Raw genomic sequence first — 26,666 nt, forward strand, 5'->3', positions numbered from 1 at the left:
GTGAGACGGTCGTGCGCCCGGGACAGACCAGCACCTAGCGGCCGTCCGATAACAGAACCGGGACCCGGCCGCTGTGCCGGAGCACGATGTCCAACCTGGTCCACGTTTCCCCAGCAACCGACGACACCACCCTGCCGTCGCGTCCGATCACCGTCGCCTCGGTGCCGTCCGACCACGTCTACGTGGCGCACCTGTCCGACCCCGGGGCGGACGACGGCGTCGTGCGCCTGCCCGATCCGCCGCCGCTCGACCCGACGTCCACCGGATGGTGGCCGCCGCGCATGCTCGACCCGCAGTGGCTGCGCGCCCACGCCGGCACGTTCGACCTGCTGCACCTGCACTTCGGATTCGACGCGCTGTCGGTCGAGGAGCTCGTTCGCGTCGTCGACACGCTGGACGAGCTGAACACGCCGCTCGTCTACACCGCGCACGACCTGCGCAACCCGCACCATCACGACCGCTCCACCCACGACGCGCACCTCGACGTGCTCGTGCCCCGCGCCGCCGCGGTCATCACGCTCACCGCGGGCGCCGCGAACGACATCCGGCGCCGGTGGGGACGCCGCGCGACCGTGCTTCCGCACCCGCACGTCGTCCCGCTGCCCGTTCTCGGACGGGTCCGTCACGAGCGCGACGGGTTCCGCGTGGGCGTGCACCTCAAGAGCCTGCGGCCCAACGCCGACCCGCGCGGCGTCGTCGCGGCGCTGCTGCCGCTGACCGACGAACTGCCCGGGCTCGAGCTGCGCTTCGACCTGCACACGGAGGTCGTCGACCCCGCCCACCCGCGCCACGACGCCGAGCTGGTGCGCATGCTGACGCGCGCGCGCGACGACGGCCGCGTCGACCTCGCCGTGCACGACATGTTCACCGACGACGAGCTGTGGTGCTATCTCGCCGGCCTGGACCTGTCCGTGCTGCCGTACCGCTTCGGGACCCACTCCGGATGGCTCGAGGCGTGTCACGACCTGGGCACCGCGGTGGCGGCACCGGTGTGCGGTTTCTACGCCGAGCAGCGACCGTGCCTGCCGTTCGCGAGCGCCGACGACGGCATCGACGCCGAGTCCCTGCGCGACGCCGTCCGCACCGCCTACCTCGCGCGCCCGTCGTGGCAGGCCACGCCGGCGGGGCGGTGGACCGAACGCGTCGCCGTCGCCGCGGCGCACCGCCGCGTCTACACCGAGGTGCTCGCGTGACCCCGCTGCGCATCGCACTGATCGCGTCCGCCCGTTTCCCCATCCGCGAGCCGTTCGCCGGCGGCCTCGAGGCGCACACCTGGTTGCTGGCCCGCGAGCTGCGCCGCCGTGGTCACCACGTGGCGGTCTTCGCCGCGCCCGACAGCGATCCCGAGCTGGACGTGGAGCCGCTGAAGGTCGGCACGGTCGAGCTGTCGCCGGCCGCCCGGGCGGACGTCAGCATGCCGCCGGAGCTGTGGCTCACCGAGCACCACGCCTACCTCGACCTGATGCTGCTGCTGATGGCCGGCCGCGGACGTTTCGACGTCGTCCACAACAACAGCCTCCACCACCTGCCGCTGTCCATGGCCCGGGCGCTGCCGATGCCGATGGTGACCACGCTGCACACCCCGCCGACCCCCTGGCTGGAGTCGGCGTTGGCGACCGGGCCCTGCCCGTCCGCCTTCGTGGCCGTCAGCGGGGCCACCGCCCGGTCGTGGCAGCACCTCGTGCCCTCGGCGACGGTCGTCGCGAACGGCATCGACCTGGAGGCCTGGCCGCCCGGTCCCGGCGGCCCGGACCTCGTCTGGACGGGACGGCTGGTGCGCGAGAAGGGCCCCGACCTCGCGATCCGCGCGGCACGCGCCGCCGGGCTCAGGCTGCACCTCTACGGACCGGTGCCGGACCGGCCGTGGTTCGAGCGCGAGATCGTCCCGCTGCTCGACGACGACATCACCTACGGCGGGCACCTGCCGCACCGCGAGCTCGTGCACGTGGTGGGGCGCAGCGCGGCGGCGCTCGTCACTCCGCGCTGGGAGGAGCCGTACGGCCTCGTCGCCGCCGAGGCGATGGCGTGCGGCACCCCGGTGGCGGGGTTCCGCGCCGGCGGGCTCCCCGAGGTCGTCGGGCCGGACGCCGGCGTGCTCGTCGACCGTGAGGACGTCGCCGCGCTCGCCGCGGCGGCGCTGCGGGCCTGCACCCTCGACCGTGACGCGGTGCGGGCGCACGTGTGCGGCCACGCGTCGGTCGCTCGCATGGTCGACGGTTACGAACAGGCCTACCTGTCCGCGTTGGGCGCACCTGCGGCGTGATCGGGTACTACGTGCACCACGTCGGACGCGGGCACCTGGTCAGGGCGACGGCGATCGCGCGACACCTCGGTGACGTGACGGTGCTGTCCTCGCTCCCCCGTCCGGACGGCTGGGAGCACGGTTGGGTCGACCTGCCGCTCGACACGGACGGGTCGGACGACCCCACCGCGAACGGTCGGCTGCACTGGGTTCCGCGATATTGCGCAGGACTGCGTGAACGCAGCAACGTGGTGTCGTCGTGGATCGCCCAGCACGATCCCGACGCGTTCGTCGTGGACGTGTCGGTCGAGATCGCGCTGCTCGCACGCCTGCACGGCGTGCCGGTCGTGAGCATGGTGCTGCCCGGCGACCGTTCCGACGCCGCACACCGTCTCGGCTTCGACGTCGCCGCGGCCCTCGTCGCTCCGTGGCCCGACCTGGCCGGCACCTCGACGCCGCGAGTTCACCATGTCGGCGCCATCTCCCGGTTCGACGGACGCGCCCGCGAGCGGGCGCCCGGCGACCGCACGGTGGTGCTGCTCGGCGGGCTCGGGGGCGGTGGCCCGGCCCTGCCTCCGGACGGTGGTGGCTGGCGCTGGACCCGGCTCGGTGGCGACACCTGGGTCGACGACCCGTGGCCCGCTCTGTGCGCCGCGGACGTCGTCGTCACGCACTGCGGGCTCGGCGCCCTGGCCGACGTGGCGGCGGCGCGGCGGCCGGCGGTGCTGCTGCCGCAGACCCGTCCGCACGGCGAACAGCTGGCCAGCGCCCGCGCGCTCGCCGACGCACGGGTCGCCGTCGTCTGCGAGGCACCCCCGTCACGATGGGAGCCGGTGCTCGAGCGGGCCGTCGACCTCGGCGGCGGGGGGTGGTCGCTCTGGTCGTCCGGCGAGGGCGCCGCCCGCGCCGCCGCGGTGATCCGCGGGGTGGCCCGGTGATCGGGCTCGTCACCATCGCCGCGGGCCGGCACGACCACCTGCGGCTGCAGCTGCGGGGTGTGAGCGTCGGCGCGCGACCCGAGCTGCACGTCGTCGTGGCGATGGGCGACCCGCAGATCGCGGACGTCGTCGCCGGCCGCGCCGAGGTGCTCGACGTCCCGCTCGTCGAGGGGCGTCTGCCGCTCGCCGCCGCCCGCAACGCCGGCGCCGCTCGGGCGATCGACGGCGGCGCCGATGCCCTCGTGTTCCTGGACGTCGACTGCGTGCCGTCACCGTCGACGGTCGACGAGTACCGCGCCGCGCTCGGCGCCCGTCCGGACGCGATCGTGAGCGGACAGGTCGGCTACCTGCCGCCACCGGGAGACGGGTACGTGCTCGAGCGGCTCGCCGCTCTCGGCCGCGCGCACCCCGCGCGCGCCGTGCCGGCCGGCTCGCCGGCGGTGCCGCTCGCGCACGAGCTCGTGTGGTCGCTCTCGTTCGGCGTGACCGCCACGACCTGGGAGCGCATCGGCGGGTTCGACGAGGCCTACACCGGCTACGGCGGCGAGGACACCGACTTCGGCCTGCGTGCCCGCGCGGCGGGCGTGCCGCACCTGGGTCTGGCGCAGGCGTGGTCCTACCACCAGTGGCACCCGTCCGCTGACCCACCGGTGACGCACCTGGACGACATCCTGCGCAACGGACGGGTGTTCCGGCAGCGCTGGGGCCACTGGCCGATGACCGGCTGGCTGGAGGCCTTCGAGCGGATGGGGCTCGTCCGTCACGATCCCGACGCGGACGAGTGGACCGCGGCCGCCCGTGACCCGTCCGCGCGCCCGGGGTAGGTCGCTGGCGACACGCTCCGTCCCGAGACCGCGGCCTTCGCAGCGTGTCGAGCACGAGGAGAAGCCCATGACCGCGACCAGCGAACCGGACGTGATCGAGGTCCTGACCGGCGACCACCGCGACGTCCTCGAACTGCTGGGCAGGATCGTCGAGATCTCGGACGCCGACCTGCGCCGCGACCTGGCCGACACCGTCATCGCCGAGCTCGTCCGCCACTCGGTGGCCGAGGAGATGTTCGTCTACCCCGCGATACGCGCACACGTCCCGGACGGCGCGCAGCAGGTCGAACACGACATCGAGGAGCACCAGCGGCTCGAAGCGGCCCTGAAGGCCTGGGAGGGCGTCGACCCGACCGACGCGGAGTTCGACGAGTGCGCCCGGACGGTCACCGAGCTGCTGCGCCACCACGCGGCGGACGAGGAGAACACCCAGTTCCCCCAGCTGCGCGAGGCACTGTCGCAGGAGGACCTGTCGCGGCTCGGCGACAAGGTGAGCATGGCCAAGATGGCGGCACCGACCCGTCCGCATCCGGCGTCGCCGCACGCCGCGCTGTTCCACAAGACGGTCGGGCCGGGCGTCGGCCTGGTCGACAAGTTGCGTGACGCCCTCAGCGGACGCGACCGCAACGTCTGACCGATCAGCGTTCGGCGAGCGCCCTGATGCGCTCGAGGCCGGCGGCCATGCCGCGCTCGAGTTCGTCGTCGTGGTTCTGCACCCCGCCCAGCAGGCGGTTCGCGAACCACACCGCGAACCGGCTCTCGCCCCGTGGCATGGCGCGGGTCTGCGTGAGCCGGGTGCCACCGTCGGTGGGCTGAAGGTCGTAGCGCCACTCGGCGCGGTTCTGCAGCACCGTCCAGGCGATCGTCCGCGGCGGCTCGACGACGGTGAGCCGCGACAACGTCACCCAGCGGACGGGACCGCGCCGGTTGCGTCCCAGCAGGAGACCGCCGCGGCGCACTCCGCGGATCGGGGTCACCCCGGTGCACTCGGGTGACCACTCGCCGGTGCGCCGCACGTCGCCCACCACCGCCCAGACCGCCTCCGGCGGGGCGGCGATGTCGACGGCGGCGGTCAGTGGGCGCGGCTCGGTCGCTGTCACGGTGTCAGTCAACCGTGCCGCGCGGCTCAGCGCGCGGGCAGTGCGCCGCGCAGCACGCTGCGGTCGTGCGCGGGATTGCCGTCGAAGCGCTGCGCCGACACGTCGACGACGTAGTAGCTGCGCAGGTCGATGCCGGCGGGCACGGTGAACACCCCGCGCCCTCCGGTGCCGAGCGTGCCGACCGCGACCATCTTGTCCTCGCGCGGGTTGTACAGCCAGACCTCGAAGTAGCCCTCGTGGGCGGGCAGGCCGCGCGCCTGGACGTCGAGTTGGTAGCCGCCCGTGCCGGGACGCAGCTTCGCGGTGCCGTGCGCCTCGTCCCGCACGCCGGGCTGCGCCGCGAGCGCCGCCGCGGACACGGTTGCGGTGTCGGCGTCGCTGCCGCCGGCGCCCAGGACCCATCCGACGCCGCCGGCCAGCCCGACGGCGACGACCGCCGCGGCGGCGAGCACTGCGCGCCGGACCCGGTGGCGGCGTGACCGGTCGAGGGGTACGGCCGTGGCACGGGGGCCGGGAGGTGTCGCGGCAGCGGTCGCGGTCGCCGCCGACACCGCGCCCGGGTCGGCTACGGCAGCGGAACCCGCGGACGCCGGGCCTTCCAGTGCGGCGACCTCGGCCGCGATGCGGTCCCACAGGTGCGGTGGCGGGGCGGCCTGCGACCGGCCCGGCGGTCCGCCCTTGGCGAGCTCGACCAGCGACGTCAGCTCGGCCAGAGCGTGCCGGCACCGCTCGCAGTCGGCGATGTGATCGCTGACCGAGGGATCGGCAGGCTCGCCGAGCGCGAGCGCGGCGAGGTCGTCCTGGGCGCGGGCGTGGGCGGCGTCGTGCTCAGGCGAGGGAGACACCGGCGGCCTCCAACTTGTTGCGCAGGGCACCCAGCCCCCGGCGCGCGTGACTCTTCACGGTGCCCAGAGGCAGCCCGGTGACCCGCGAGATCTGCTGGTGCGTCAGGTCGTCGAAGAACGCGAGTTCGAGCACCCGGCGTTGCGTCTCGGGCAGCTCGGCGAGCCCGTCGGACACGACGATGCGGTCGACGACGCCGTCGGCGTGCGTCGCGAGCTCGCCGGTGGTGACCGTGGTGCGCGCCGACTCGAGGTCGCGGCGCTCCCGCGCGAGTGCCCGCATCCGGTCGATGCCGCGCCGCCGCGCGATGCCGACCAGCCAGCCTGCGAGCGACCCGCGCCGCGGGTCGAAGGTGGCGCGGCCCTGCCACGCCGACACGAAAGTGTTCTGGGTGACGTCCTCGGCCTCGGTCGGGGACGACACGCAGTGCCCGGCGATGCGGTAGACCAGTGCCCCGTAGCGCTCGTAGGCGGCGCGCAGCGCCCAGTCGGCGCCCTCGGCGAACGCCACCGCCAGCTGTTCCTCGGGCTCCCCGGCCACGCCGTCGACCATCTCGGTGTGCCCGACCTGGTCGCTCACGCCGGCCCTGCCGCGACGACGTCGTCGTGCTGCTTGCGGGACGCCACGCGATGGCGGACCGATTCGCCGGACCCCAGGATCACCGCAGGAGTTTCCCCACGCGTGACCTGCCGCAATCGGAAGAAGGTCCCTTGTCCCCGCTGTGCGTCGTCACGCAGCGGCGCCGGCCACGGACGGGGCCCGGGGACCGGGCACGACGGCGCGGCCGACCGTGTCGTTCAGGAACCGAGGCGGGCGGTGCAGCGGATGGCCGAGGTGTCGTCCTCGCGGATCTGCTTGAACAGTCGCGGCGCCTTCACCGGGTCCCACGTCACCGCGAGGTTGATGATCGGGACGACGCACTGCTTGGAGTTGCCGCCGCGCATCGCCCGCGCGAACCGCTGCATGTCCCACAGGCCCACGTTGTCGCCGACGCGCAGTGACTCGGCGCCGGCGAACCAGACGCTCCAGTAACGCCACGGCAGCAGGAACGTCGACGGGGAGACGACCTCACCGGCCGTCGCCGCGACGACCTCCCGCTGGTGCAGCGCACGGTCGATGTCGCCCTGCTGTTGGCCGTAGCGGCTGCGGGCGTACCCGAGGGCCGTCGGTCCGTCCGCGTCCTGGCAACCCGCCTTGATGTTCAGGTTGGCTTTCTTGTCCTTGATCGCCTGCTTCGGGCAGATCGTGATGCCGTTGACGGCGTCGATGATGTCGACGAAGCCCGCGAAGCCGATCTCGACGTAGTCGTCGATGCGCACGCCGGTGTCCTGCTCGATGGTGCGGACGAGCAGTTTCGGGCCGCCGATCGCGAACGCGGCGTTGATCTTCTGCGTGCCGTGGCCGGGGATATTCACCTGCGAGTCGCGCGGGATCGACAGCAGCAGGTTCGGACCGTCGCCGTCGGGCACGTGCAGCATCAGGATCGAGTCGGTGCGGGCGCCGACGTCGCCCACTCCCCCGGTGCCGTACTGCTTGTCCTGCTCGCGGGACAGCCCCTTGCGGCTGTCGGACCCGACCAGCAGGTACGTCGTGCCCGGCGTCTCGGACGGCCGGTTGCCCTCGGGTTCGGCGTCGACGCGCCCCACGTCGCTCCACGCGAACAGGGGTACGGCGATCAGGTACGCCAGCCAGAGCACGATCACCGCGGCCAGCGCCAGCAACCACCGTTTCAGCGGCCGCTTCCGTCGCGGCGGTCGGCCGCCCGGCGCTCCCGGCTGCCCCGGCTGCTGCGGGCGTCCGGGAGGAGGCCCCTGCGGCGGGTAGCGGTCCGGGAGGCGCTGCTGCCGGCCGTCCCGCGGCGGTCCCGCGGGATCCCAACCCGACGGCTGGGCCGGCGGGGCCTGCGACGACGACGGCGGCTGCGTACGGCCGCGGCCGCGGCGCGGGTCGAGATGCGGCGGCAACGGCTCGTTCGGGTCCCGGCGACCCGACGACCGCGACGCGGACGGGCCGGAAGGGTCCCAGCTGCCCGGCTGCCCCGGTGTGCCGCGTCCGTCTGCCACGCCGGGCGACGCTACCCGCCGGAGCCCGGCGGCACCGGTAAGCGGGCTGAGGACGGCCGGGAACTTTTTCCGTCCGACCGCCGCCGCCGATGTCGAGAACGCCGCTCCGGCTCCGTCCCCGGTGCGAACGCGGCCAGAATGGCCGTGCCGACGAAGGGAACGACGATGGCCAAGTACCTGCTTCTCAAGCACTACCGCGGCGGCCCGACCCCGCTGTGCGACGTCCCCATGGACCGGTGGACGCCGCAGGAGGTCGACGCCCACATGACGTTCATGGTCGAGCTCGCCGGGCGGCTTCAGGCGTCCGGCGAATGGGTCGACGGCCAGGCCCTGGCCCCCGAGGGCACGTTCGTCCGCTTCGACGGCGAGGGCCGTCCGCCGGTCACCGACGGTCCCTTCGCCGAGACCAAGGACCTGATCGCCGGCTGGATGATGATCGACGTCGACGGGTACGACCGGGCCGTCGAGGTGGCGGCGGAGCTGTCGTCTGCACCCGCGGCCGGCGGCCGTCCGTTGCAGGAGTGGATCGAGCTGCGCCCCGTGCTGGCCGACAACCCCGTCGCCGTCGAGTGACCGTCGACCGTTCCGGCGACGAACAGCTGCTGCGCCGGCTCGCGCCCGTCGTCACCGCGGTGCTCGTGCGGCGCGGGGCCGACTTCGCCACCGCCGAGGACGCGGTGCAGGAGGCGCTGCTCGAGGCGGTGCGCAGCTGGCCGGACGACCCGCCCCGCGACCCGCGGGCGTGGCTGGTCGCGCGGGCGTGGCGCCGCTTCCTCGACGCCGTCCGGGCCGACTCGGCCCGGCGGCGCCGGGAGGAGCGGGTGCAGGACGAGCCGCCGCCCGGCCCGGCGCCTGAGACGGACGACACGCTGGCGCTCTATTTCCTGTGCGCGCACCCGTCGCTGTCGCCGGCATCGGCGGTCGCGCTCACGCTCCGTGCCGTGGGCGGGCTGACCACCCGTCAGATCGCCGCGGCGTACCTCGTGCCCGAGTCGACGATGGCGCAGCGCATCAGCCGCGCGAAGCGCACGGTCAGCGGCGTGCGGCTCGACCGTCCGGGTGACGTGGCCACGGTGCTGCGCACGCTTTACCTGGTCTTCAACGAGGGGTACTCCGGCGATGTCGACCTCGCCGCCGAGGCGATCCGGCTGGCCCGCCACCTGCACGCACGGTACGACCACCCCGAGGTCGCCGGCCTGCTCGCGCTCATGCTGTTGCACCACGCCCGGCGGGCCGCGCGCACGACCGCCTCGGGTGCGCTCGTCCCGCTCGCGGAGCAGGACCGCGGCCGGTGGGACACGGCGCTGATCGCGGAGGGCGTCGGGGTGCTGCAGGCGGCGCTGGCACGCGATCGGCTCGGCGAGTACCAGGCGCAGGCGGCGATCGCGGCGCTGCACGCCGACGCTGCGAGCGCGGACGAGACCGACTGGGTGCAGATCGTGGAGTGGTACGACGAGGTGCTGGCGCTGAACGACAGCGACGTCGTCCGGCTCAACAGAGCGGTGGCCGTCGCAGAGGCGGACGGACCCGGGGCCGGTCTCGCCGCGCTCGCCGAGGTCGGCCCGTCGGTTCCCCGGCGGACGGCCGTGGAGGCGCACCTGCGCGAGAAGGCCGGTGACGCGGCAACGGCCGCCGACCTCTACGCGCGGGCGGGACGGGAGGCGTCCAGCGTGCCCGAGCGCGACCACCTCATCCGGCGGGCGGCGGCGTTGCGGCAAACGTGAAGCGCGTGCAGTCGGTTGGAAAACTGAACCAGGCGAGCGCGCGCCTCGGCACGACGACCCGCAGGCCGCCGCCGTCGACCCACGCGTCGGGTTCCGGCGCGTACTCGGGGTGGTACTTGGCGAAGGCGGCCGCTATGCGGGCGCCGAGGCCGTCGGCGTCGGCTCGTGTCGCGTGCGACGTCCCCTCGACGATGACCACCTCGGCCCCGCTTTCGAGCGTGAGCGTGGTCGCGGGGTTCCGCTCCGCGTTGCGGGCGTGCACGGTCGTCGGCGCGCCGTCGTAGTAGAACCGGCCGTCGACCCACACACCCCAGCGCGGCACGGCGTGGGGTGTGCCGTCGGGGCGCACGGTCGTCAACCAGTAGTGCTTCGACGCGGCCAGCCGCGCCTCGACGTCGGCCCACGCGAGCAGGCCGTCCGCCGTCTCGGGCAGGCCGTAGCCCTCGGGCATGGTGGGTCGGGAGGTGGTCGGGTCCGTCATGGACCCGGACGGTAGGACGTCACGCCGACAACGGGCGACGTCACCGCGGGCTGCCGTACAGCAGCGACCCCGCCGTCGTGAGCTCCTCGCCGGTCTCGAGCCACGACTTGAGGCCCGACAGGATCATGGGCCAACCGCCGTACAGATGGTCGTCGGCGTCGGGCGCGAGCTGGTCGTGGACGACGACCAGGCGGCAGCTGTCGCCGACGGGTTCGATCTCCCACCTGACCCGGCTGGTGCCCTGCGCGGCGACATCGTCGTCCCACACCGCACGGAACGACTGCACGAGCCGTCGCGGCGGGTCGACCTCGAGGTTCTCGCCCTCGATCAACCCGTTCTCCACCCCGGGGTGCGTCACGCGGTAGGGGGAACCGGCGGTCCAGTCGGACTCGACGGCCGCCCCGAACTGGAAGCGCCGCCGCGTCTCGGGGTCGGTGATGGCCTGCCACAACCGCTCGGGGGTGGTACGGATCCAGATCTCGAACATCTTCTGCACGGTGGCCTCCAGGTGCCGTTTCAGGTCGACGAGACCGCCGGCCCAGTGCTGCGTGTACTTGTCGACCCACCGGTCGTGGACCTCGCGGATCGGCACCGGGTTGAGGAAGTGCAGCTTCTCCCTTCCCCGCTTGTCGGTCAGGACGACGCCGGCCTCCTCGAGCAGGCGCAGGTGCTTCGCCACGGCTGGGCGGGTCATGGCGAACCTGCCCGCGAGGGCGCCCAGCGTCTGGCCGTCGTGGCGGAACAGTTCGTCGAGCAGCGCCCGCCGCGTGGGGTCGGCCAGCGCCCGGAACACCGCGTCCATCGCGCGACAATAGGAAACCATTCGGTTTCACGTCAAGGTCTAGCCTCGGTCCATGGCCACACGGCGGTCGGTGCCGGATGTCCGCGGGGCGTCGGGTGCGCTCGGTGCCGTCGTCCGCGCCCTCGACCGGTTCCACCGCCGGCACCCGTGGAGCCACAACGACCACTACCACCGCTGGATCGTGCGGCGATTGCCGGTGGGCGCGACGCGCGCGCTGGACGTCGGCTGCGGTCGGGGTGGCCTGCTCGCCGAGCTGGTCCGTCACGTGCCGGTCGTCGACGGTGTCGACGTCGACGCCGAGATGGTGCGCGCGGCGTCGGCACGGTTCGCCGGCGACGACCGGGTGACCGTGCGGCAGCTGCGCTTCGACGAGGTGGAGGGCGCGCCCGACACCGGTTACGACGTGATCACCATGGTCGCGGCGCTGCACCACATGGGGCTCGAACCGTCGCTGCGCCGTGCGGCCGGGCTGCTCCGGGCCGGCGGACGCCTCCTGGTGGTCGGCATCGCACCCGCCTCCGACGGCCGGGACCTGGCCGTCGACCTGCTCCCGGCGGTGCTGAACCCGTTCGTCGGGCTGGCGAAGCATCCGCGCCGGGCCCGGCCGGGCGAGCGAGCGGGCGGCTTCCCCGTCGCCGAACCCACCGCGACCCTCGCCGAGATCCGGACGGTGTCCGCGCGGGTCCTCCCCGGCGCGCGGGTGCGCCGGCGGCTGTGGTTCCGGCACACCCTGGAGTGGACGAAGCCCGCCACGTTGTCGTAGCCCGGGAGCACAGTGCTCGCCATGGAGCGACTCTCGAACGACGACATCGCCGCGGCCGGCCTGGCCGACTGGCGCAAGCTCGCGCAATCCCTGCACGCACGCTTCACCGGTGACGCGCAGGGCATCGCGTCGATGGCCTCACTGCTCGCCCGGCTCGAGCGGCCCTTCTCCGCCGGACAGGGGTTCCTCGACGTGGAGGTCTGCACCGACGCGGACGGCCGGTGGGTGACGGCCGACGACGTCGACGCGGCCCGGGCGATCAGCGAGCAGGCACGTGAGCACGGCCTGACGGCGCAGCCCGGCGAGGTGGCGCAGCTCGAGTGGGGCCTCGACACCGCCCGGGCAGACGTCGTGGGCCCGTTCTGGTCGGCGCTGCTCACCGGCAGCTCCGCCACCGTCCACGGCGAGGTGCTCGACCCGACCCGTCGTGTCCCCAACGTGTGGTTCCAGGGCGCGGAGCAGATCGAGACGCCGCCGCAGCGCTGGCACGGCGACCTCTGGCTCGCACCCGAGGTTGCCGAGGGCCGCATCGCCGCCGCCGTCGCGGCGGGTGGCGCCGTCGTCGACCGCAGCGGCGCGCCGTCCTACACCGTCCTCGCCGATCCCGACGGCAACCGGGTCTGCGTGTGCACCTCGCTCGATCGCTCCTAGCCTGGGCGCCATGAGTGCTCCCGTCGTCACCGTCGACGGCGGCGCCGTCCGTGGCACCTCGGACGGGTCGGTGGCTCGCTTCCTCGGCGTGCCGTACGCCGCCGCGCCGGTCGGCCCGCTCCGGTTCCGTCCGCCCGCCCCGGTCGACGCATGGACGGGTGAGCGGGACGCGGCCACGCACGGGCCCACTGCGCCCAAGATCCCCTATCCCGTACCGTTCGACCGGCTGTTCCCCGAGGTCGAGATCGCCGGCGACGAGTACCTCAACGTCGCGGTGTGGGCGCCCGCCGACGGCCTCGGGTCCGGGCGGGCGCCGGTGCTGGTGTGGATCCACGGCGGCTCGTTCGTGAACGGGTCGAATTCCGTGCCGATGTACGACGGCGCCGCCTTCGCGCGCGACGGGATCGTGGTGGTGTCCGTCAACTACCGGCTCGGTGCCGAGGGGTTCGCGCACCTGCCGCCCCATGCGGTGAACCTCGGGCTGCAGGACCAATTCGCCGCGCTGCGTTGGGTGCGCGACAACGTGGCCGTGTTCGGCGGTGACCCGTCCCGTGTCACCGTCGCCGGGGAGTCCGCCGGCGGCATGAGCGTCGCCGCCCTGCTCGCGATGCCCGCGACGGACGGGCTGTTCGCCCGCGCGATCCTGTCGAGCGGCGCGGCCGCGCACGCCGTCACCGCCGACGAGGCCGCCGCCGTCGCCGCCGAGCTCGCCGCCCGGGTCGGGCCGCTCGACGACGTTCCCGCACCGGAGCTCGCCGCCGCGTCGGCGCAGCTGGTGCGCGACATCCGCGCCGACCGCAGCGGCCGGTGGGGCCGCCTGACGCGCAATCTGCTGCCCTTCGCCCCCGTTGTCGACGGGGACGTCGTGACGGCCCGTGTGCGGACGGACGTCCCGCTGCTCGTCACCACCAATCGCGACGAGCACCGGGCGTTCCTCGTCGCGCCGGGGCTGATCGACCGCATCGACGACGGCGGCCTCGGGGCAGTGGCCGCCGCGCACGACCTGTCCGCCGACGGACTCCGGGCCTACCGGGACGCGCTGCCGGACGCCTCCCCCGGCGACCTCGCGGCCGCCGTGCTCACCGACTGGTTCTACGCGGTCCCGGCGACCAGGTTGGTCGAGGCGGTGGACGTCGCGTGGCGCGCCCGGTTCGACCACCCCGACCCGTCCGCCAACGACGGCCTCGGCGCCTGTCACGGCGTCGACCTGCCGTACGCGTTCGACACGATCACCGACCCGCTGTCGCACGGGCTGACCGGGTCCGCTCCCGACCCGGAGGTCGCGGCCGTGGTGCACCGCGTCTGGGTCGACTTCGTGACGGACGGCGACCCGGGCTGGCCCCGGTACGGCGGCACGCGCACCACCGCCCGGATCGGACGGACACTCCGCGTGGGCGACGACGTCGATTCCGACCGGCTCGCGGTCTGGGAGGGGCGGCGGTGACCGACTCGCTGCCGGATTCGGGCCTTTGTGTACTGCCGCGGTCCGCACTTCACGGCTAGGTTACGGGCGTCGCGGCACTCGCCCGGCACAGTGGATCTTCGCGGGAGCTTCGCATGGGTGGCACCGAGCGCGCCGAACTCGACATCGACATGCCCGGCTTCGCGCCCGCCGCCGCGGACCACGACGCCCCGCAGCTGACCGTGGGGCACGCGTTCGACCCCGCCGAGCACGAGGCCGACCAGGTCGCCGACCGGGTCATCGCGCGGATGCGCGCGACCGGCGGCGAACCGTCGCAGGGCGACACCGCGCAGCCGGCGCTCGCCGACACCGCGACCGTCCGTCGCGAGCCGTCTCCGGGAGCGGGCATCGCCGGCGGTGCGGCAGGCCCCGGCGTCGAGGCGGGCATCGCCGCCGCCCGCGGCAAGGGCGCCCCCATCGACCCGTCCGCCGCGCAGCACCTGAACGCCGGCGGCGTGGCGACGTCGGGCATCGGCGTGCACACCGGAGGCAACGCCGACGCGCTGTGCCGCGCGGTGGGTGCCCGCGCGTTCTCCGTCGGCCGCGACATCTTCTTCGCCCGGGGTCAGTACCAGCCCGGCACCGAGGCCGGCGTGCACCTCATCGCCCACGAGGCCGCCCACACCCACCAGCCCGCCACCGGCATCGGGCGCAGCGTGCGCCGCCGCCTCGCCGGCACCGCCGAGACCGCCGAGCGGTTGGGCGGCGGCGAGAGCACGGGCGGCACGCGCACGAAGCTCGGCCTGACGAAGAACTGGGACGACATCCTCGACAACCTCCACGAGTACGAGCGCAAGGAGGCGAAGCTCGTCGACGCCGACGACGACAAGTTCCTCAAGTCGCGTTCGTCGATGACCACGCTGCTCAAGGAGGTCGACAAGAGCATCACGGCCTGGCGCCGGGTCAACGACAAGCCGACGCCGGAGCAGGAGGACGAGCCGAAGGACTTCAAGGAGAAGGCGACCAAGAAGGCCAAGGGGCTGTTCAAGTCCGTCAAAGCCGCGCTCAAGGACAAGAAGTCGTTCGCCCAGGCGGTCGCCGGCGCCGCGAGGTCCGCCGGCCAGGAGCTCGGGCTCACCGAGGTCGACGTCGAGCAGAAGAAGAAGCGGCTCGGGGCCGTCGAGCTCATCCAGCCGCGCATCGAGCAGGAGCTCGACACGATCAAGGACCCCGACCTCTCGGTGTGGATGGAATCGGTCAACCTCACCTCGTCGGCAGTCCTCGACGAGGACGGCAACGAGACCGACGAGCGGACCTTCGGCCACGGCGACAACACGTTCGTCGGCACGTTCACACCCTCCGCCGCCGGCACGCGGCGCGGGGACGACGACCCGGGGCTCGAGGCGCGCGCCGTCGCGATGTACCGCCTCGACCGCCTGTTCGGTGCCGGTGTCACCGCGCGCGCCGAGCTCGCGGTCGACAAGGACAGGGACGCCGACAACGCGTTCGGCGTCGTCGTCGAGCAGGTCAAGGGCGAGAAGGGCGGCACCAGCGCCGCCGCGAAGGACGACGCCGTTCTCGAGCGCAGCCTCAACAAGCTGCAGATCCTCGACGCCATCGCGGGCACCGTCGAACGCGACGCGGACGACTACACGGTCGAGACCGATGCCGCCGGCAACGTCGTCCGGGTCACCGGCTCCGCCGTCGCCAAGCCCGGCGCCGGTGCCGCGCCGAAGCTCGTCGGGCTGCCGCCGTTCCTCGACGAGGAGATGGCGCACGCCGTGCTCGGGGTGAAGCCCCGCGACGTCGAGGAGGTGCTGTACGGCCTCATGGCGCCCATCGAGGTCAAGTCGACCGTCGCGCGGTTCCGCACCGTGCAGAAGTCGATCCGCGAGGCGTTCGCGGAGACCGAGAAGGCGCAGTGGACCGGCGGCGAGGGTCGTATCAAGAAGGGCTGGGGTCCGGAGAAGGACGAGGAGGAGGACGTCGCCGGCCCCACCGCAGCCGACAAGGACGAGGACGGTGCCGTCGTCGCGGCCGTCACCGACGCAGCGCAGAAGAAGGCGGCGGAGGGCAAGTCCGACAGCACCGACACCGACCCGCTGCACCAGGCGTACTCCGCCGCCCTGGCCTCCGGCGACGCGGGCAAGCTCGAGGACGCCGTCGCGGCGTCGTTGCGGGCGCTGTTCGAGGCCAACACCGACATCGCCGAGATGGAGGCCGAGCAGCGCGAGGCCGTCGTCGACGCGTTCCTGAACTCGCCGCAGCTGGGCGTGATCACCCAGTACCTGTCGGACAAGTCCGTCGGTGCGGCCGGCGCCGACGCGCTCTACGCCATCGTGGTCGAGTTGTACGCCGAGCCGGGTGAGCTCGCCGACTTCGTCCTGGCCACCCAGAACGGCGACAAGCCCGGCCCGGCCGCGCGCAAGCTGGTCACCGAGTACCGCAACACGCACTCGCGGGCGGCGCTGCAGCGCTTCGAGGCGGAGCACGGCTGAGCGTGCCCGACCACACCGCCGATGGCTCCGGCTGGCGGCGCTACGGCCGGCTGCTCGTCGAGCGGGCGGCGCTCGAGGCGTCCCGCGGGCCCCTGCCGGGTGCCGCGCTGTCCGGCGAGGACGTCCGGCAGCTGCTGGGCCGGCCCGCGATCGAGCCGGGCCCGTCGTCTCACGACGTCCGCACCGCGTTCGAGGGGCCGCTCGCCGAGGCCTGGCAGGAACTGCTCGACGACGTCGACCCCGACGTCGGGCTCGGGCGCATCACCTCGGCATGCGATCTGGACGACGTCGAGGTCGCGGTGCTCGCCCTGCTCGGCGCCGTCGAGCTCGACCCCGGGCTGGCGCGGCTGTGCGCGCTCGCCAACGGCGACCCGACGCGGGCGTTCGTCACGGCCGGACTGGTGCGCGACGCGATCGGCGGCGCCGCGCTCGCGGCGCTGGCTCCCGGTGGCGCGTTGCGCGGCGCCGCGCTGGTCGACGTCGACCTCGACGCCCCGCTGACGTCCGCCCGGGTCCGCGTGCCGCGGGTCGTCGCGTGGGCCCTCGCCGACGTGCCGTCGGCCGACCTGCCGGCGGGCTGCGAGCTGCTCGCGGCACCCGACACCGACCGGGACGACCCGCCGCGGCGGGTGCTCGTCGCCGGCCCCGACCGGGTGCGGCGGCTGCAGGCCGCGGCGGCGTGTTCGCAGCTCGGGCTGCTCGCCGCGCCGCTGCCGGCCGACGACGCCACGTGGACGTCGCTGGTGCGGCACGCGAGCGTGACCGGTCTCGACGTGGCGCTGGAGCTCGACCGTCCGGGCGATCTCGACGCGCAGGCACGACGCTGGATCGAGCGGGCCGCGCACCTCGGCTGGGCGCTGCTGTGCGAGGAACCGATCGCGATCGGCTCGCTCACCGCCGAGCGCTGGCTCGACGTGACGCCCGAACCGGCGCAGGCCACGCCGACCGAGTGGGGCGCCGTGTTCGGCGACGCCCCCGAGCCGGGGCGCCGCCTCGACGCCGGGATGCTGCGGCTCGCCTCGCTCGTCGCGTCGGACGGGTCGCCCCAGGACGCCGTGCGCCGGGTCGCCGTCGGCGCGCTCGGCCAGCACGCCCGCCGGGTCGAGCCGCGGATGAGCTGGGACGAGCTGATCCTGCCCGAGTCGCACTCGAGCCGGTTGCGCGATCTCGTCGACCGCTACCGGCACCGGCACACCGTTCATCACGAGTGGGGGCTGCCGCTGTACCCGTCCCCCGGGGTGACCGCGCTGTTCAGCGGCCCGTCCGGCACGGGCAAGTCGACGGCGGCCGAGATCATCGCCCACGAGCTGCACATCGGCATGTACCGCGTCGACCTCAGCGCGCTGGTCAGCAAGTACGTCGGCGAGACCGAGAAGAACCTCGAGGAGCTGTTCTCGGCCGCGCACGCCGGCGACTACCTGCTGCTGTTCGACGAGGCCGACTCGCTGTTCGGCGTGCGGTCCAACGTCAGCGACGCCAAGGACCGCTACGCCAACATGGAGGTCAGCTACCTGCTGCAGCGTCTGGAGACGTACGACGGCTTCGTGGTGCTGACCTCCAACTTTCCCGGCAACATCGACCCGGCGTTCCTGCGCCGCATCCACGTGTCGCTGCACTTCCCGGTGCCGGTGGCGGCCGACCGCCGCCGCATGTGGGACCGCTCGCTCGGCCGGGCACCGCTCGACGCGGCCCTCGACCTGGACGCCGTCGCGCAGAAGTACGACCTCACGGGCGGTTCGATCCGCAACGCCGCGCTGTCCGCGGCCTTCCTCGCCGCGTCGGCGGGCACCCCGGTCGGCACGGAGCACGTGCTGCGCGCCGTCACCCAGGAGATGACCAAGCTCGGCCGGCGCACGACGGAGCCTGCGGGCTCCCGCTGAACCGTCCGTCCGGCGGGTTCCGCTTCACCCCGACGCGGACGAGTGTGGACGCACCGCCGCAGCCGAGCAGAGGAGCCGATCGTGAGCACACCCACGAGGGACCGGGCGGCCGTCGCCGCCGCGGCCGACGCCGTCGTGCAGCGGGCCTCACAGGGCGAGCAGCGCGTGCCCGGTGTCGTCGCCGGGCTGACCGACCGCAGCGGAACGTTCTACCTGGGAGCGTCGGGTGCGAGCGACCTCGGGTCGGGCACGCCGATGGGCACCGACGACGTGTTCGCGATCTTCTCGACCACGAAGGCGATCACCGGCACCACCGCACTGCAGCTCGTCGAGGAGGGACGTCTCGATCTCGACGCGCCGGCCGCCGACCATGCGCCCGCCCTCGCCGACGTGCAGGTGCTGGACGGGTTCGACGGCGACGGCAACCCGGTGCTGCGCGCGCCGAAGCGCCCGGTGACGACGAAGCACCTGCTGCTGCACACCGCGGGTTTCGCCTACGACTTCTTCGACGAGCAGTACCACCGGCTGGCCACCGAGCACGGGCAGCCCAGCATCGTCGCCGCGACGCCGGAGGCGTTACGGACGCCGCTGCTGTTCGACCCGGGCGAGCGGTGGCAGTACGGCAGCAACATCGACTGGGTCGGACAGGTCGTCGAGGGCGTCACCGGGCAGAAGCTCGGCGACGTCATGGCCGAGCGGGTCTTCGCGCCGCTCGGCATGACCGACACGTCGTTCGAACTGACCGACAACCTCGAGCCGCGGCTGGCGCGCATGCACGCGCGCAACGCGGACGGATCGCTGACGGCGACCGGCTTCCGGCTCCCCGCGCCCGAGGTGCACATGGGCGGGCACGGCCTGTACTCGACCGTCGGCGACTACCTGCGCTTCATCCGCATGTGGCTCGACGACGGGGCGAGCGACGCGGGCGCCGCCGTGCTGAAGCCCGAGACGGTCGCCTGGGCGGTCGAGAACAAGCTCGGGGACCTCAAGGTCACGGGGCTGCCGGGTGTCATCCCGTCGCTGTCGAACGACGCCGAGTTCTTCCCCGGCCTGTCGAAGTCGTGGGCGTACACGTTCATGGTCAACGACGAGGACGCGCCCACCGGTCGTCCGGCGGGGGCGGTCGCCTGGGCGGGCCTGGCCAACCTCTACTACTGGATCGACCGCCGCACCGGCATCGGCGGCTTCTGGGCCACCCAGATCCTGCCGTTCGCCGACGCCGTGTCGGTCGGCCGCTACCTCGAGATGGAGACCGCCGTCTACGACGCGCTGCGCAGCTGACCGACCAGCCGGGTGACCTCGTCCGCGCAGCCCCAGGCGAGCGTCACGCCGGAGCCGCCGTGGCCGTAGTCGTGCACGACGGGCCCGTGCGCCGTCACCTCGCTCTCGAGCCGCACCGTCGGACGGCCGGGCCGCAGCCCGACGACGGTCTCGAGCGGCTCGGCACCCGCCAGCGCGGGCACGATGTCGGCGCAGCGGGAGAGGATCGCGTCGGTCTCGTGCGGGTCGGGGGTCGTGTCCCACTCCCCCACGTCGAGGGTGCCGCCGAGGATGCAGTCGTGCTCGCGCGGATGCACGTAGGCCCGGCCACCCGGGTGGTGCTCGTCGCGGACGCTCGTCGTGAGTCCCGGGTTGGGCACGCGGACGATCTGCCCGCGCACCGGGAACATCGTGTCGTCGCCGGCGAGCCCGCCCGCCGCCAGGCCGGCGCAGTTGACCACGACGTCCGGGACGCCGTGCCCCCATGCCTCGTCCAGCGCGTCGATGCGCCGCACGCCGCGCCGCACCCCGGCGGCCGCGACGCGCCCGGCGAGCCAGGGCAGGTACACCGGCATCTCGACGGACGGCACGACGAAGCGCAGGCCGAACCCGTAACCCGGCGGCAGCTCGTCCGGACGGGCAGGACGCAGCTCGCTCACCGCGGCCTGCCACGGTTCGGCGGACGGCGGCTCCCGGTACAGCGCGAGCGATTCCCGCATGACGACGCCGGGGACACCGGCCGACGCCTGGCCGGCGAACTCGGCGAACGTGGCCTCGCCCTGCCGTTCGACCAGCTCGGCCGGTCCGGCGTGGGTGGGGAACCAGACGGCGGCGGCCAGCAACGAGGTGACCGTCGCGCCCGCGGTGTCGGGCGCGAGCACGGTGACGTCGTGCCCGGCCTCGCGCAGCCGCAGCGCACAGGTGAGGCCGCTGACCCCGGCCCCGACGACCGTGGCCCTCACGACTGCTCCTCCGAGCACCGCCACGTCGTCCGTCCGCCGACCGTCGCGCGGGCCATGGGCGCACCGCACCGCGGGCAGTGGCCGTTCGTCGAACGGTGTTCGACGATCACCCCGGTGTGCACGCCGCCCTTGCGGATGGCCGCTCGAATCGCCCTGCGCAGTTCACGGTGCAGGTCGGCCACCTGGTCGTCGGACAGGTCCCGCGCCTCGCGCCGGGGATCCAGCGCGGCCTGCCACAGGACCTCGTCGGCGAGCAGGTTGCCGACGCCCGCCAGCGCGTTCTGGTCCATGATGCGGGCCTTCAACGGGGCCTTGCTGCGTCCGACGATCTCGCGCAGCTGCCGCAGTGTCACCTCGCCGGCGTCCGGGCCGAGTGCCTCGACGTCCGGGTCGAGGTAGACCCGTCCGAGCCGCCGCTTGTCGAACAGCCGCAACGTGCCGCCGTCGGCGAAGGTCAGGGTGAAGCGGTCCCACTCGGGCTTGCGGGCGGCGGTGCGGTTCGTGTTGCCCGGGCCGGCGTAGTCGCCGCCGGAGTCGGTGCGCCCGGAGCGCCGGGTGACCAGGATGCGTCCGGCCATGCCGAGGTGCAGGGCGAGGGTCGGGCCGGGCGTGCGCGACCGGCCGACCCCTGACGTCTCGCACCACATCAGCTTTCCGCGCCGGTGGGCCGCGGTGAGAGAGCGCCCGGTGAGGGCGTCGGCCAGCTCACCGGCCCGGTGCGGACGGCACTCGTACTCGTCGGTGTCGTCGACCGCGACGATCGTGCGCTTCAGCGCGGCCGACTCGATGACGGCGCGGGCGGACTCGACCTCGGGCAACTCGGGCACGCGTGCCAGTTTCCCCGCGACACCAGCCCCCGACACACCACCTCCCGGCCCGATCGGCTGCGGACACGCCGTCCGTTGGCAGCCGTTCCGGCCGGGAAGCGGGGTACGGATCAGCGGGAGGCGCGCTGCGCCTTGCGGGCCTTGCGGTAGTCGCGGTTCATGTCGACGATGCTGAAGAACGGGATGCCCTTCGGGCAGCTCGACACGCACTGGCCGGTGTTGGTGCAGCCACCGAAGCCCTCGTCGTCCATCTGCTCGACCATGGCGACGGTGCGGGTGGTCCGCTCCGGCTGGCCCTGCGGCAGCGTGTTGAGGTGGGCGAGCTTCGCCGAGGTGAACAGCATCGCCGAGCCGTTCGGACACGCGGCGACGCACGCACCACAGCCGATGCAGGTGGCGTTGGCGAAGGCCAGGTCGGCATCGTCCTTCGGCACCGGCGTCGCGTGTGCCTCGGGCGCCGCACCGGTCGGCGCGGTGATGTACCCGCCCGCCTGGATGATGCGGTCGAGGGCGGTGCGGTCGACGCTCAGGTCCTTGATGACGGGGAAGGCGGCCGCGCGCCACGGCTCGACGTCGATGACGTCGCCGTCGGAGAACGAGCGCATGTGCAGCTGGCACGTGGTCGTCTGCACCGGGCCGTGGGCCTGGCCGTTGATGACCATGCCGCACGAGCCGCAGATGCCCTCACGGCAGTCGTGGTCGAACGCGACCGGCTCGTCACCGTCGAGGATGAGCTTCTCGTTGAGGACGTCGAGCATCTCGAGGAACGACATGTCCGGGGACACGTCGTCCATCGGGTACTCGACCATGCGGCCGTCGGCCTCGGGGCCGGGCTGCCGCCAGATACGAAGGGTGATCTTCACGCGTAACTCCGCTGTGCCAGGTGGACGTACTCGAACTCGAGCGCTTCCTTGTGCAGGACCGGATCCTTGCCGAGGCCGGTCCACTCCCACGCCGCGACGTGACTGAAGTTCTCGTCGTCGCGCTCGGCCTCGCCGTCGGCCGTCTGGTGCTCCTCACGGAAGTGCCCGCCGCACGACTCCTCGCGCGCGAACGCGTCGAGGCACATGAGTTCGGCGAACTCGATGAAGTCGGCGACCCGGTTGGCCTTCTCGAGCTCCTTGTTCATGTCGTCGCCGCTGCCGGGGACCTTGACGTTGGTCCAGAACTCCTCGCGCAGCTCGGGGATGCGCTCGAGCGCCTTGCGCAGGCCCTCCTCGTTGCGGGCCATGCCGCAGAAGTCCCACACCAGCAGGCCGAGCTCGCGGTGGAAGGAGTCGACGGTGCGGTTGCCCTGGATCGACAGCAGCTTCTCGATGCGCTGCTTGGCCTCGGTCTCGACCTGCGACACCACGACGTCCTTGCTGTCGACGTCCGACAGCTTCGCGCTCGCGATGTAGTCGTTGATCGTGGGCGGCAGGACGAAGTAGCCGTCGGACAGACCCTGCATGAGCGCGGACGCACCGAGCCGGTTGGCGCCGTGGTCGGAGAAGTTGGCCTCACCGATCGCGAACAACCCGGGGATCGTCGTCTGCAGGTCGTAGTCGACCCACAGCCCGCCCATCGTGTAGTGGACCGCCGGGTAGATGCGCATCGGCGTCTCGTACGGGTTCTCGCCCGTGATCTGGGCGTACATGTCGAAGAGGTTGCCGTACTTCGCGCTGACGGTGTCGCGACCCATGCGCTCGATGGCGTCGCGGAAGTCGAGGTAAACCCCGAGGCCGCCCGGGCCCACGCCCTTGCCCTCGTCGCACTGGTTCTTCGCCGCGCGCGACGCGATGTCACGCGGCACCAGGTTGCCGAAGGACGGGTAGATGCGCTCGAGGTAGTAGTCGCGCTCGTCCTCGGGGATCTGCTCCGGCGGGCGCTCGTCGCCCCGCTTCTTCGGCACCCAGATGCGGCCGTCGTTGCGCAGCGACTCACTCATCAGTGTGAGCTTCGACTGGTACTCGCCCGAGCGCGGGATGCACGTGGGGTGGATCTGGGTGAAGCACGGGTTGGCGAGGTACGCGCCACGCCGGTGCGCCCGCCAGATGGCGGACGCGTTGCTGCCCTTGGCGTTCGTCGAGAGGTAGAAGACGTTGCCGTACCCGCCGGTGGCGAGCACCACGGCGTCGGCCAGGTAGGTCTTCACCTCACCGGTGACGAGATCACGCGCGACGATGCCGCGGGCACGTCCGTCGACGACCACGAGGTCCAGCATCTCGGTGCGGGCGTGCATCTCGATGTTGCCGGCGTCGATCTGCCGCTCGAGCGCCTGGTAGGCGCCGTAGAGCAGCTGCTGGCCTGTCTGGCCGCGGGCGTAGAAGGTGCGCTGCACCTGGACGCCGCCGAACGAGCGGGTGTCGAGCAGGCCGCCGTACTCGCGGGCGAACGGCACGCCCTGCGCCACGCACTGGTCGATGATCTGCAGCGACACCTCGGCGAGGCGGTGCACGTTCGACTCGCGGCTGCGGAAGTCGCCGCCCTTGATCGTGTCGTAGAACAGCCGGTGCACGGAGTCGCCGTCGTTGCGGTAGTTCTTCGCGGCGTTGATGCCGCCCTGCGCGGCGACCGAGTGGGCGCGGCGCGGCGAGTCCTGGAAACAGAACTGGATGACGTTGTAGCCCTGTTCGGCGAGTGTCGCGCCCGCCGAGCCACCGGCCAGGCCGGTGCCCACCACGATGATCGTGTGCTTGCGCCGGTTGGCGGGGTTGACGAGCTTGGCCTCGAACTTGCGGGTGCTCCAGCGCTCCGCGATCGGCACGTCCGGTGCCTTGGTGTCCTTGATCGGGTCGCCCTCGGTGTAGCCGAGCATGCCGTCCTCCTGCCTACCTGGTGATCCCGGTCATGACCGCGACCGGGACCATGATGAAACCGACGCTGATGACGACGGCGAGCGTCGTACCCGTGATCTTGAGGGCACGGTCCCTCGCGGTGCTGTTGATACCCAGCGTCTGCGAGGCGCTCCAGAATCCGTGGTTGATGTGCAACCCCACCGCGATCATCGCGACGATGTAGATGACGTTGGCGTACCAGAGCTGGAAGTCGTCGACGACGTTGTCGTACACCTCGCCCTTCTTGAAGTCGGGGTTCACGACACCGGCGGTGAGATCGAGGATGTGCCACACGATGAACAGCGCGAGGATGACGCCGCCCCAGCGCATGGTCCGCGTCGCGAACGTCGCCCGGGCCTTCTGCCCGCGGGCGTACTTCACCGGACGGGCCTTGAGGTCGCGCCGCGACAGCTGCGCGGCGGCGGTCACGTGCAGCACGACGGCCAGCAGCAGCACCGCGCGCACGATCCAGAGGAACCACGCCCCCTTGAGGGCGGGCGTGCCGATCGTCCGCAGCCATTCGGCGTAGTGATCGAAGCTCTCGCGGCCGAAGAAGATCTTGAGGTTGCCCAGCATGTGCACGAGCAGGTAGGCCAGCATGATCAGGCCGGTCCAGGCCATCACGATCTTCTTGCCGATCGTGCTCTGCCAGTAGCCCGCGAGACCGCCCCGCCGGGCCGGCGTGACGGGGCGCCGTCCGGCGCCCGCCTTCTTGATCGGTTGCTTCGTCGGTTGGGTGCTCACCACGTCCGCCAACGCTAGGCCTGTGAGTCCAGAGAGCCAATCGATGAATCCGCTGCGGCCGATAGCCAGTGTCTATACCGGCGTACGCTGGAACACGTGCAACTGCAGCAGGTCGCCTACTTCGTCGCGGTCGCCGAGCAGCGCAGCTTCACCCGCGCCGCCCTCCATCTGGACGTGTCGCAGCCGACCCTGTCGCAGCAGGTACGGGCGCTCGAACGGTCCCTGGGCACCGAACTGCTCGCCCGCAGGCCCGGACGCGTCGAGCTGACCGACGCCGGTGACGAGTTGTTGCCCATCGCACGTCGCCTGCTGCTCGAGGCGGAGAACGCCCGGCGCGCCGTCCGCGAGGTCAAGGACCTGCGGCGCGGCCAGGTGCGGCTGGGGGCGACCCCGAGCCTGTGCACCGGCCTGGTCGCTCCCATCGTCGGGGCCTTCCACCGCGCGCACCCGGGTGTGGCGATCATCATCTCCGAGGGGGGCTCGCGCGACCTGCAGGAGCAGTTGGCCGAGGGCGCCCTCGACCTCGCCCTGCTGGTCGACTCCCGGGCCCAGGACGACGACCGGCTCGACGCCGAGCGGCTGTTCGTCGAAGAACTGGTGGTGATCTCCTCCCCCGCCGTGCCCCCGCCGACCCGCCGGGCCCGATTGCGCATCGACGACCTGCAGCGGGCGCAGCTGGTGATGTTCCGTGACGGTTACGACCTGCGCGAGACCACGCTGGCCGCCTGTCGCGACGCGGGTTTCGAGCCCACCTTCGCCGTCGAGGGCGGGGAGATGGACGCCGTTCTCGGCTTCGTCGCCGCCGGCGTGGGGCTCGCCGTCGTCCCGTCGACCGTCGTCGGTCCCGAGCGTTACCGCGTCACCCGCCTGGCGCCGCCGGGGCTGTCGCGCACGGTGCAGCTGGCCCGCCGTCGCGACGTCGAGCTGTCGCGGGCGGCCGAGGAACTGCAGCGGGTGATCGTGGCCGACGCGACCGAGCGTTACGCGCGCGCCGGCGTCGGCTGACCCGCGCGCAGCGCCAGCCGGTCGGCGACCAGCCGCATCACGCGCGGGTCGGTCGCCATGCCCACGTGACCGGCGTCGATCTCGACCTGCTCGGCGGCGGGGTCGAGGCAGGTGCGCCAGTCGAGGATCGCGTCGTGCCGGGAGTACACCGACAGCAGCGGCACCTGCGCCGGGAACGGGGCCGCCAGCTCCGCGGCCACCCGGGCGGCGCAGTCGCCGACGACGCAGTCCCTGGCGAGCACGCGGGTCAGGCCGCGACGGTGCAGGCGGAACAGCAGTTCGAGCTGCTTGCGCACGTGGGAGGCCACCGACAGCGTGCCGGTGATCGGAGCGCTGAGGGCGATGACGCCGGCCACCAGCTCCGGACGCCGCCGCGCGGCCAGCGCGGTCACCATGCCGCCGCGGCTGTGCCCGACGAGGGTCACCGGACCCTCGTCCGCGGCGACGGTCTCGAGCCGGGCGACCAGCCGCTGCACCATCGTCTCGGTGCAGCCCACGTTGGCGCCGATGTCGCTGCGGAAGGTGCGGTGGCCCCGACGCCGCAGCTCGCGGAACAGCAGGGTCAGTGAGACGTCCCCGGACAGGAAGCCGGGCACGAGCAGCGCGGGCGACCCGACGCCACGCGCGGGCTGCGGCACCGCCGGCCCGACCATCCGCAGCATGCGCCCGTAGGCGCGCAACTCGCCCGCGCGGGACCCGGGCAGCGGCACGTAGTCGGCGTCCGGTTCGAAACGCGGCAGCGCGATCGCGGTCATGTCGTGGCCTCCGGAGGCGGTCGTGCATCCGGACGTCGCCGGGCGTTCGTCCGACATTAACGCACCGACCCTGGGAACGGCCCGTC

26 protein-coding genes are annotated in these 26,666 nt (G+C 73.1%); 14 read left to right on the forward strand and 12 right to left on the reverse strand.

Annotated features, from left to right (window positions below; genetic code table 11):
- The first annotated feature begins 86 nt into the window (after nt 1–86).
- The 5 genes from ACYVP9_RS06535 (at nt 87) to ACYVP9_RS06555 (ending at nt 4,638) form a co-directional block, all read left to right on the forward strand.
- A complete protein-coding gene (locus ACYVP9_RS06535; RefSeq protein WP_460603896.1) occupies nt 87–1,193 on the forward strand; it encodes a glycosyltransferase family protein in 1,107 nt (368 codons plus the stop codon).
- Entirely contained in the window at nt 1,190–2,263 is a 1,074-nt protein-coding gene (locus ACYVP9_RS06540; RefSeq protein ID WP_460603897.1) for a glycosyltransferase family protein, read from the forward strand. The genes ACYVP9_RS06535 and ACYVP9_RS06540 overlap by 4 nt, the downstream gene beginning before the upstream one ends.
- Entirely contained in the window at nt 2,260–3,180 is a 921-nt protein-coding gene (locus ACYVP9_RS06545; protein WP_460603898.1) for a glycosyltransferase, read from the forward strand. The genes ACYVP9_RS06540 and ACYVP9_RS06545 overlap by 4 nt, the downstream gene beginning before the upstream one ends.
- Complete coding sequence (locus ACYVP9_RS06550; protein WP_460603899.1) at nt 3,177–4,004, forward strand: glycosyltransferase family 2 protein; 828 nt, start codon at nt 3,177–3,179, stop codon at nt 4,002–4,004. Before ACYVP9_RS06545 ends, ACYVP9_RS06550 begins: the two co-directional genes overlap by 4 nt.
- Before the next feature lie 67 nt (nt 4,005–4,071).
- A complete protein-coding gene (locus ACYVP9_RS06555) occupies nt 4,072–4,638 on the forward strand; it encodes a hemerythrin domain-containing protein (protein WP_460603900.1) in 567 nt (188 codons plus the stop codon).
- A gap of 4 nt (nt 4,639–4,642) precedes the next feature.
- Here the strand turns inward: ACYVP9_RS06555 and ACYVP9_RS06560 are convergent, their stop codons facing one another.
- From ACYVP9_RS06560 to ACYVP9_RS06575, 4 genes are all read right to left on the reverse strand, one after another.
- The gene (locus tag ACYVP9_RS06560) at nt 4,643–5,104 is read right to left on the reverse strand and encodes an SRPBCC family protein (protein ID WP_460603901.1); all 462 of its coding nucleotides are present in this window, start codon (nt 5,102–5,104) and stop codon (nt 4,643–4,645) included.
- Between the two features lie 26 nt (nt 5,105–5,130).
- Nucleotides 5,131–5,949, reverse strand: coding sequence for an anti-sigma factor domain-containing protein (locus tag ACYVP9_RS06565; protein ID WP_460603902.1), 819 nt, complete (start codon nt 5,947–5,949; stop codon nt 5,131–5,133).
- Nucleotides 5,933–6,526: a sigma-70 family RNA polymerase sigma factor gene (locus ACYVP9_RS06570; protein WP_460603903.1), complete on the reverse strand. Its 594-nt coding sequence runs from the start codon at nt 6,524–6,526 to the stop codon at nt 5,933–5,935. The genes ACYVP9_RS06565 and ACYVP9_RS06570 overlap by 17 nt, the downstream gene beginning before the upstream one ends.
- A 218-nt stretch (nt 6,527–6,744) precedes the next feature.
- Nucleotides 6,745–8,010: an LCP family protein gene (locus ACYVP9_RS06575; protein WP_460603904.1), complete on the reverse strand. Its 1,266-nt coding sequence runs from the start codon at nt 8,008–8,010 to the stop codon at nt 6,745–6,747.
- A gap of 165 nt (nt 8,011–8,175) precedes the next feature.
- Here ACYVP9_RS06575 and ACYVP9_RS06580 point away from each other — a divergent pair, with 165 nt between their 5' ends.
- Both ACYVP9_RS06580 and ACYVP9_RS06585 read left to right on the forward strand, forming a co-directional pair.
- On the forward strand, nt 8,176–8,583 hold the full coding sequence (locus ACYVP9_RS06580) for a YciI family protein (RefSeq protein WP_460604308.1): 408 nt from the start codon (nt 8,176–8,178) through the stop codon (nt 8,581–8,583).
- Nucleotides 8,580–9,734 (forward strand): RNA polymerase sigma factor, encoded by a 1,155-nt coding sequence (locus tag ACYVP9_RS06585; protein WP_460603905.1) that lies wholly within the window; start codon nt 8,580–8,582, stop codon nt 9,732–9,734. Before ACYVP9_RS06580 ends, ACYVP9_RS06585 begins: the two co-directional genes overlap by 4 nt.
- On the opposite strand, the gene ACYVP9_RS06590 is transcribed toward ACYVP9_RS06585, so the two are convergent.
- Both ACYVP9_RS06590 and ACYVP9_RS06595 read right to left on the reverse strand, forming a co-directional pair.
- Nucleotides 9,700–10,215, reverse strand: a complete 516-nt coding sequence (locus ACYVP9_RS06590; protein WP_460603906.1) for a pyridoxamine 5'-phosphate oxidase family protein — start codon at nt 10,213–10,215, stop codon at nt 9,700–9,702. The genes ACYVP9_RS06585 and ACYVP9_RS06590 overlap by 35 nt on opposite strands.
- A gap of 40 nt (nt 10,216–10,255) precedes the next feature.
- The gene (locus ACYVP9_RS06595) at nt 10,256–11,017 is read right to left on the reverse strand and encodes an ArsR/SmtB family transcription factor (RefSeq protein WP_460603907.1); all 762 of its coding nucleotides are present in this window, start codon (nt 11,015–11,017) and stop codon (nt 10,256–10,258) included.
- A 52-nt stretch (nt 11,018–11,069) separates the two neighbouring features.
- Between ACYVP9_RS06595 and ACYVP9_RS06600 the strand changes: the two genes are divergently transcribed.
- The 6 genes from ACYVP9_RS06600 (at nt 11,070) to acmB (ending at nt 19,492) form a co-directional block, all read left to right on the forward strand.
- Nucleotides 11,070–11,780, forward strand: a complete 711-nt coding sequence (locus ACYVP9_RS06600) for a class I SAM-dependent methyltransferase (protein WP_460603908.1) — start codon at nt 11,070–11,072, stop codon at nt 11,778–11,780.
- A 21-nt stretch (nt 11,781–11,801) separates the two neighbouring features.
- Entirely contained in the window at nt 11,802–12,431 is a 630-nt protein-coding gene (locus ACYVP9_RS06605) for a VOC family protein (protein WP_460603909.1), read from the forward strand.
- 10 nt (nt 12,432–12,441) lie between these two features.
- A complete protein-coding gene (locus ACYVP9_RS06610) occupies nt 12,442–13,875 on the forward strand; it encodes a carboxylesterase/lipase family protein (RefSeq protein WP_460603910.1) in 1,434 nt (477 codons plus the stop codon).
- A gap of 113 nt (nt 13,876–13,988) precedes the next feature.
- Nucleotides 13,989–16,331, forward strand: coding sequence for an eCIS core domain-containing protein (locus ACYVP9_RS06615; RefSeq protein WP_460603911.1), 2,343 nt, complete (start codon nt 13,989–13,991; stop codon nt 16,329–16,331).
- A 2-nt stretch (nt 16,332–16,333) separates the two neighbouring features.
- Nucleotides 16,334–18,211: an ATP-binding protein gene (locus ACYVP9_RS06620; protein WP_460603912.1), complete on the forward strand. Its 1,878-nt coding sequence runs from the start codon at nt 16,334–16,336 to the stop codon at nt 18,209–18,211.
- A gap of 78 nt (nt 18,212–18,289) precedes the next feature.
- Entirely contained in the window at nt 18,290–19,492 is a 1,203-nt protein-coding gene (acmB, locus tag ACYVP9_RS06625; RefSeq protein ID WP_460604309.1) for a methyl acetate hydrolase AcmB, read from the forward strand.
- Here the strand turns inward: acmB and ACYVP9_RS06630 are convergent.
- The 5 genes from ACYVP9_RS06630 to ACYVP9_RS06650 all read right to left on the reverse strand — a co-directional run bounded on the left by ACYVP9_RS06630 (nt 19,471) and on the right by ACYVP9_RS06650 (nt 24,715).
- A complete protein-coding gene (locus ACYVP9_RS06630) occupies nt 19,471–20,433 on the reverse strand; it encodes an FAD-dependent oxidoreductase (protein ID WP_460603913.1) in 963 nt (320 codons plus the stop codon). The two genes, acmB and ACYVP9_RS06630, sit on opposite strands and share 22 nt — an antisense overlap.
- Complete coding sequence (locus tag ACYVP9_RS06635; protein ID WP_460603914.1) at nt 20,430–21,260, reverse strand: Fpg/Nei family DNA glycosylase; 831 nt, start codon at nt 21,258–21,260, stop codon at nt 20,430–20,432. The genes ACYVP9_RS06630 and ACYVP9_RS06635 overlap by 4 nt, the downstream gene beginning before the upstream one ends.
- Nucleotides 21,261–21,370: 110 nt before the next feature.
- Complete coding sequence (locus ACYVP9_RS06640; protein WP_460603915.1) at nt 21,371–22,123, reverse strand: succinate dehydrogenase/fumarate reductase iron-sulfur subunit; 753 nt, start codon at nt 22,121–22,123, stop codon at nt 21,371–21,373.
- The gene (locus ACYVP9_RS06645; RefSeq protein WP_460603916.1) at nt 22,120–24,057 is read right to left on the reverse strand and encodes a fumarate reductase/succinate dehydrogenase flavoprotein subunit; all 1,938 of its coding nucleotides are present in this window, start codon (nt 24,055–24,057) and stop codon (nt 22,120–22,122) included. The genes ACYVP9_RS06640 and ACYVP9_RS06645 overlap by 4 nt, the downstream gene beginning before the upstream one ends.
- 13 nt (nt 24,058–24,070) lie before the next feature.
- Nucleotides 24,071–24,715: a succinate dehydrogenase cytochrome b subunit gene (locus ACYVP9_RS06650; protein ID WP_460604310.1), complete on the reverse strand. Its 645-nt coding sequence runs from the start codon at nt 24,713–24,715 to the stop codon at nt 24,071–24,073.
- A gap of 201 nt (nt 24,716–24,916) precedes the next feature.
- On the opposite strand from ACYVP9_RS06650, the gene ACYVP9_RS06655 reads away from it, so the two are divergent.
- Nucleotides 24,917–25,825, forward strand: a complete 909-nt coding sequence (locus tag ACYVP9_RS06655) for a LysR family transcriptional regulator CynR (RefSeq protein ID WP_460603917.1) — start codon at nt 24,917–24,919, stop codon at nt 25,823–25,825.
- Here ACYVP9_RS06655 and ACYVP9_RS06660 read toward each other — a convergent pair.
- Nucleotides 25,801–26,580 carry an alpha/beta hydrolase gene (locus ACYVP9_RS06660; RefSeq protein ID WP_460603918.1) on the reverse strand — a complete coding sequence of 260 codons (780 nt, stop codon included), beginning with the start codon at nt 26,578–26,580 and terminating at the stop codon, nt 25,801–25,803. The genes ACYVP9_RS06655 and ACYVP9_RS06660 overlap by 25 nt on opposite strands.
- Between the last annotated feature and the right edge of the window lie 86 nt (nt 26,581–26,666).

The organism is Jatrophihabitans fulvus (assembly GCF_054781375.1).

Coding starts and splice junctions, on each gene's coding strand:
- ACYVP9_RS06590 (WP_460603906.1), bottom strand. CDS start 10,215: ATGACGGACCCGACCACCTCCCGACCCACCATGCCCGAGGGCTACGGC.
- ACYVP9_RS06645 (WP_460603916.1), bottom strand. CDS start 24,057: ATGCTCGGCTACACCGAGGGCGACCCGATCAAGGACACCAAGGCACCG.
- ACYVP9_RS06555 (WP_460603900.1), top strand. CDS start 4,072: ATGACCGCGACCAGCGAACCGGACGTGATCGAGGTCCTGACCGGCGAC.
- ACYVP9_RS06615 (WP_460603911.1), top strand. CDS start 13,989: ATGGGTGGCACCGAGCGCGCCGAACTCGACATCGACATGCCCGGCTTC.
- ACYVP9_RS06660 (WP_460603918.1), bottom strand. CDS start 26,580: ATGACCGCGATCGCGCTGCCGCGTTTCGAACCGGACGCCGACTACGTG.
- ACYVP9_RS06595 (WP_460603907.1), bottom strand. CDS start 11,017: ATGGACGCGGTGTTCCGGGCGCTGGCCGACCCCACGCGGCGGGCGCTG.
- ACYVP9_RS06610 (WP_460603910.1), top strand. CDS start 12,442: ATGAGTGCTCCCGTCGTCACCGTCGACGGCGGCGCCGTCCGTGGCACC.
- ACYVP9_RS06600 (WP_460603908.1), top strand. CDS start 11,070: ATGGCCACACGGCGGTCGGTGCCGGATGTCCGCGGGGCGTCGGGTGCG.
- ACYVP9_RS06580 (WP_460604308.1), top strand. CDS start 8,176: ATGGCCAAGTACCTGCTTCTCAAGCACTACCGCGGCGGCCCGACCCCG.
- ACYVP9_RS06535 (WP_460603896.1), top strand. CDS start 87: ATGTCCAACCTGGTCCACGTTTCCCCAGCAACCGACGACACCACCCTG.
- ACYVP9_RS06605 (WP_460603909.1), top strand. CDS start 11,802: ATGGAGCGACTCTCGAACGACGACATCGCCGCGGCCGGCCTGGCCGAC.